The organism is Mycobacterium sp., assembly GCF_035314665.1.
GTDB lineage: Bacteria > Actinomycetota > Actinomycetes > Mycobacteriales > Mycobacteriaceae > Mycobacterium.
Map to the genome: position 1 here is coordinate 1 of NZ_DATFZD010000197.1, position 5,718 is coordinate 5,718.

Below are 5,718 nucleotides of genomic sequence, written 5' to 3' on the forward strand. Positions count from 1 at the left end.
AAGAAACTGGGGATTGTGCCCGGGGACACCGAATTGACCGACCGGCCGGAGCTTTTCCCCGCCTGGGACAGTTTGTCGGACACCCAGAAGAAGCTGTACATCCGCCAAATGGAGGTGTTCGCCGGCTTCTCGGAGAACGCCGACTGGAACGTCGGGCGGCTTCTCGATGCGATCGAGGACATGGGCGACCTGGACAACACGCTGGTCTTCTACATCTGGGGTGACAACGGCGCCAGCATGGAGGGCACGATCACCGGCTCGTTCAACGAGATGACCTTCCTCAACGGGGTCGTGCTCGACGCCGAACACCAGTTGCAGCTCATCGAGCAGTACGGCGGCATCGAGGCGCTCGGCGGCGACCACACCGCACCGCACTTCGCCTCCGCCTGGGCGCACGCCAACAACACCCCGTTCCAATGGGGAAAGCAGATGGCCAGCCACCTCGGCGGAGCGCGCGACCCGATGGTCGTCGCGTGGCCCAAGCGCATTCGGCAGGACAAGCAAATACGCGATCAGTTCACCCATTGCATCGACATCGCCCCCACCGTGCTGGAGGCCATCGGGCTGCCCCAGCCAGCCACCGTGGACGGCGTCGACCAGGAACCCATGGACGGTACGAGCTTCCTGCCCACCTTCGACGACGCCGCCGCGCCCGAGCAGCACACCGTGCAGTACTTCGAGATGTTCGGCAGCCGCGCGATCTACCAGGACGGCTGGTGGGCCTGCGCCCGGCTGGACAAGGCGCCGTGGGACTTCTCCCCGGAGACCCTCAAACGTTTCGCGCCGGGAGTCTATGACCCCGCCAAGGACGTGTGGGAACTGTATTACCTGCCCGACGACTTCTCCCAGGCCAAAAATCTCGCAGCCGAACACCCCGACAAACTGGAGGAGCTGCAGCAGCTGTTCTGGCGGGAAGCCGAACGCAATCGGGTACTGCCGCTGCTCGGCGGGATGGCGGTCTTCTTCGGCATGCTGCCGCCGATGCCGACGACCACCCGGTTCACCTACAAAGGCGACGTTCAAAACGTCCAGCGCGGCATGATTCCCCGCATCCTGGGCCGCTCCTATGCCATCGAGGCGCATCTCAACATTCCCGACGGTGGCGCGCAGGGTGTGATCGTCGCCAACGCCGATTTCATCGGGGGGTTCGCGCTATGGGTCGATGAAGATGGACTTCTCCATCACACCTACTCACTTCTGGGTATCGAAACCTACAAGCAGGTGTCCACCCAGGCGCTTCCGAGCGGCGACGTCACGGTGAAGATGCTGTTCGAGTCCGAACAGCCGACGCCCGGTTCCGGCGGTCATGTGTCGCTGTGGGCCGGCGACGAGTTGATCGGCGAAGGCGACATGCCGCGGACCGTACCTATCGCCTTCACTTCCTACGCCGGGATGGACATCGGCCGCGACAACGGCCTCGTCGTCGACCGCGACTACGAAGACAAGGCGCCCTACACCTTCACCGGAACGGTGAAAGAGGTCGTTTTCGACCTCAAGCCCGCCGATCAGGAAGCCGAGCAGGCCCTGCACGAGCACGCTGCCGTGCAGGCCGTCGGACAAGGCGCCGCCGGTTGAGCAGCCGCATCGTCGCCCTGACAACACGAACGCATCGAAAAAAAGGTGATCCAAGATGTTTGACCGCGGGCTGCAATGTGGGCCGCGGCGTTGCTGCTCGGCGCCGGCCTCACCATCCAAAGAGCGCACCGGTCAGCCGAGCGGACGTCTGCGGGAAGGTGGGGGCGCACTGTCGACGTGAGTGGATGCGCCGACCCCGCCTCGGCGCGCCGCGATGTCGGTGGCCGTCACACAGAGGTCGGAGGCTGGGCGTGGGACATCGCCCGGGGGCGTGATGTCCTCGAAAGTCAAAAGATTGTCTTGAAGTGTCAAGACCGTGGCGGTGTTAGTCACGCATTGTTGGGTTGGCGGTGTGAGAACGGACACCGCCCTCCCGACAGACGATCTGCGGGAGCCGCTGCAGAACAAGGAACTTCGATGACTCTGACCACCGACCCGACCATGACCACGACCAGCTCCGGGACTCCGCTGCCAGTGATCGCGCTGCCTCAAGGCGAGTTGTTGACTGTCAACGAGTCGAGCAGCCCCCTTCTTCGGGACGCACTGGGTCCCGGTGTGCATTTCAAGCCGCTGCGCCTGGACCTGGAGGCCGGCTGCTGGGTGGTGCTGGCGGTCCTGAGCCCAGGCGCCAAACTGCCGATCCACTACCACACCGGCACCGCGGAGGCCTACACCCTTTCAGGAAGGTGGCACTACCTGGAATACCCCGACCAGCCGCAGACCGCCGGCTCCTACCTGTATGAGCCCGGTGGCTCGGTGCACACGTTCGTCTGCCCGGAATCCAACACCGAGGACACGGTGATCTTCATCCGCGTCGAGGGCGCCAACATCAACTTCACCGAGGACGGACAGTTCCACTCGATCCTCGATGCGGTGATGATCCGCCACCTGATCGCGACGATCGCCGACGTGCAGGGCGGCGCGGGCCCGATCGATTACATCGGCGGCGGCGCCGCCGGGTTCATGGCGAAGAAGGCGTGATGCGCACCGTAGCGATCACCGGCGGGGCGCGCGGCATCGGCCGTGCCACCGCCGAGGCCTGCCTGCGGGCGGGAATGTCGGTGGCGATCGGCGATGTCGACGGCGCGGCATGCGCCGCCGTCGCGGCTGAGTTGGGCGATCGGGCTGTTGGCCTGCCGCTCGACGTGCGCGACGCGCACCGCTTCGAGGCGTTCCTCACCGAGGCCGAAGACCGCGTAGGGACCCTCGACGCGCTCGTCAACAACGCCGGCATCGGGCCGATCGGCCTGTTCATCCACGAGGACCCCGACATCACCCGGCGGGTGCTGGACATCAACATCGGCGGAGTGCTCACCGGCACCCGGCTGGCGCTGCGACGGTTCGTCCCACGGGGCCACGGCCACATCGTGAACCTGGCGTCGTCGGCCGGTCAGATCCCCCCGGCCGGCGGGGCCACCTATGCGGCCACCAAGCACGCCGTGGTTGGGTTCACCCGGGCGATCCGCGCCGAGACCCGCGGCACCGGTGTCCGGACCACGATCGTCATGCCCGGACTGGTCCGCACCGAGATGATCAGCGGTTTCGTCAAACCACGGGGAACCCGGATTGTCGGGCCCGAAGCGGTGGCCGCCGCGGTCGTCGGCGCGTTGCACAGCGGGCGGGAGGAAATGTTCGTCCCGCGCGAGCTCGGGCCGATCGCGCGGCTCATCGCGGGCACGCCGCCGGGCATCGCCGACCGGGTCAAACGCGCGCTCAACATCGACGCGGTTATGACGCACGCCGACACGGGCGCACGAGCGGCATATCAACAGCGAGTGGACGCTGAGGTCACGGAGGTTCAGCCGTGACCGGACTGAAGACGCAAGACGTGGTGGTCGAGGGTGTGCGGTCGCCGGTGCTAATCGGCGGCGCGGGTACGCCCGGTGAGGCTGTTGTGTTCGTGCACGGCAACCCCGACGCGGGCGGTGACTGGGAGCCGCTGATGACCCGGGTCGCCCAGTTCGCCACCGTCGTCGCCCCGGACATGCCGGGCTTCGGCGGAGCCGACAAGCGCGCCGACCAGGACTACACACTCGCCGGATACGCCGCCCACCTGGCCGGCGTGATCGACCAGCTTGGCATCGAGCGGGTGCACCTGGTGGCCCACGACTTCGGCGGCCCGATGGCGCTGACGTGGGCGGCTGCCCACCCCGACAAGGTGGCCAGCGTCACGCTGATCAACACCGGTGTGCTGCTCGACTACAAGTGGCATCGGATGGCCCGGCTATGGCGGACCCCCATTGTCGGGGAGCTCGTGATGCGAGCCACCACGAATCGCGTTGCGCGCGTTGCGGTGCGCCACGACAACCCGGGGCTGCCGGAGGATTGGATGGACCGGATCGCCGGCCACTTGATACCACCGGGGACGAAGCGGGCCGTGCTGCGGCTGTACCGCTCGACCAGAGCGCAGAACATGGACAAACTCGTCGAACCACTGCGCCAACGGGACCCCGACACCCTGGTGGTGTGGGGCGACCGGGATGTCTACATCCCCGCCGCACAGGCCGATCGGCAGCGCGGCGTCTTCCCGGGCGCCCGCATAGAGATCTTGCCCGGTGTCGGTCACTGGGCGTGGCTCGAGCAACCCGACCGGGTCGCCGGGCTGGTCGTCCCGTTCCTGCGTGAGCGGGCCGGCAAAGCTGCTCAAAACCAAACCTAGACAGAGAGATTCACATGAGCGCGACACTTGACACCACAACGGAACAGGTCGCCACGCTGGCGGCACGGCCAGCTGACGCGCCGGTGTTGATGGTCAACCTGCTGCAGTTCAAAAAGCCTGGCGGCCTTGAGCGCTACCTGCAGTACGGGCGGGAAGTCGCGCCGCACCTCGAGCGGGTGGGTGCCACCATCCGCTACGGCGGCACCGCGCCGGCGGTAATCATCGGCAACGGCGAGCGGCCCTGGTGGGACGCGATTCTCATCGTCGAGTACCCCACACCCGCTGCGTTCATCGAGATGGTGACCAGCCCCGAGTACGCGAAAGTGCACGAGCACCGCGCCGCGGCGCTCGAGCGGGGTGATCTGATCGCGACGTCGACGTGGTCGGTCGCGGACTGACCATCGTCATCGCGGCCTGCCTGGTGGTTGGCCGCCTGACGGGACCGGCAATCGCCGCGACTGCGCCGGTCCCACCCGGCGCCGGCGGCTACCGCCGACCGCTAACCAGTGGGCATGTATCGATTACGGCGGCACCCGGCAAGGTCGGCGGGGTCAGTCGTTTTGTGTGGTCGAGCAGGTCCGTGACAGGGGAACCCGTACGCCACGGTCCAGCGCGACGACGCCCGCGCCGAGCGGCACGCGGAACTCGGTGCGGAGGTGGTGGTCGTGGTCGGCGACCTGGCGTGTGAGCTACAACGGCCGGTGGGTCAACGCCGGGCGGGTGCCGTTAAGCCCTCCGCCTATCGCCAACCACATCTCATAGGCGGCTGACGGCGCCACGGTTCAAACGCGCCGTAACAGGAAAGCCGCCCTCACCCTATAACAATCCCTGCAGGGCAGCCACCTCTAGGGCCGGTCTCACGGGACGAACGTGCGTTGTGTTGAGACACGCCTTCTGACCGCCGCGACGGCGGCGTGGTCCATCCGGCAGTAGCTGCCGTCGCATGTGGCTGTTGCCGTGGTGTTGCCGGCGTCGGTGCACCGCTCTTGCGGCGGTGAACGGGTTGTCGGCCGGAGGTGGCTTGATGAACGCGCGACTCCATCGCGCCCGAGCTGAAAGGCCCGAGACGACAGCGACATCCGCGCCGCCGAGGAGCAGATCGGCCACCCCGGTCACCGACCGCATCGCTGAACGCGCGTCGCGCTGCGACTCGCATCGCTTGCGTGCCCATGATCGCGCCGCTTAGCCGCGGCTGACGATCTTGGTGAGGCTGCGGGCCAGCGGCTGCGCCAGCCGCGGGGAGAGCCGGTGCAGCAGGTACGGTGCTAGCACCTGCGATCGCGGCGAGACGACGATCGGTCGCGGCCTCCTAAACAGTGGCCGGCTTCGCCGGTCCGGAGTAAACCTCAAAGAAGCGGGCCGTCATCTCGACGGGCAGGGCGAGGTTGGCGGCGTGGTCGGTGCGCACGCAGACCAGGCTGGGACCGTCGTGCTCGCGCGAGCGCCGCAGCGCGCCGTCGAGGTCCTCGATGCGCTCCACGTAC

General features: G+C 67.2%; 5 protein-coding genes. All 5 read left to right on the plus strand.

What is annotated here, in order from left to right:
* On the plus strand, window positions 1-1,575 hold a 1,575-nt coding region (locus VKI00_RS15120), incomplete at its 5' end, for a sulfatase-like hydrolase/transferase (protein ID WP_324438686.1).
* A 417-nt stretch (window positions 1,576-1,992) separates the two neighbouring features.
* Entirely contained in the window at window positions 1,993-2,556 is a 564-nt protein-coding gene (locus VKI00_RS15125; RefSeq protein WP_324438688.1) for a 2,4'-dihydroxyacetophenone dioxygenase family protein, read from the plus strand.
* Window positions 2,556-3,383, plus strand: a complete 828-nt coding sequence (locus tag VKI00_RS15130) for an SDR family NAD(P)-dependent oxidoreductase (RefSeq protein ID WP_324438690.1) — start codon at window positions 2,556-2,558, stop codon at window positions 3,381-3,383. Before VKI00_RS15125 ends, VKI00_RS15130 begins: the two co-directional genes overlap by 1 nt.
* A complete protein-coding gene (locus VKI00_RS15135; RefSeq protein WP_324438692.1) occupies window positions 3,380-4,234 on the plus strand; it encodes an alpha/beta hydrolase in 855 nt (284 codons plus the stop codon). Before VKI00_RS15130 ends, VKI00_RS15135 begins: the two co-directional genes overlap by 4 nt.
* Window positions 4,235-4,248: 14 nt before the next feature.
* Window positions 4,249-4,632, plus strand: a complete 384-nt coding sequence (locus VKI00_RS15140; protein ID WP_324438694.1) for a DUF1330 domain-containing protein — start codon at window positions 4,249-4,251, stop codon at window positions 4,630-4,632.
* Window positions 4,633-5,718: the final 1,086 nt, after the last annotated feature.

What these genes read in the sequence shown, in the direction of transcription:
- VKI00_RS15125 (WP_324438688.1), top strand. Translation starts at nt 1,993, where the DNA reads ATGACTCTGACCACCGACCCGACCATGACCACGACCAGCTCCGGGACT.
- VKI00_RS15130 (WP_324438690.1), top strand. Translation starts at nt 2,556, where the DNA reads ATGCGCACCGTAGCGATCACCGGCGGGGCGCGCGGCATCGGCCGTGCC.
- VKI00_RS15140 (WP_324438694.1), top strand. Translation starts at nt 4,249, where the DNA reads ATGAGCGCGACACTTGACACCACAACGGAACAGGTCGCCACGCTGGCG.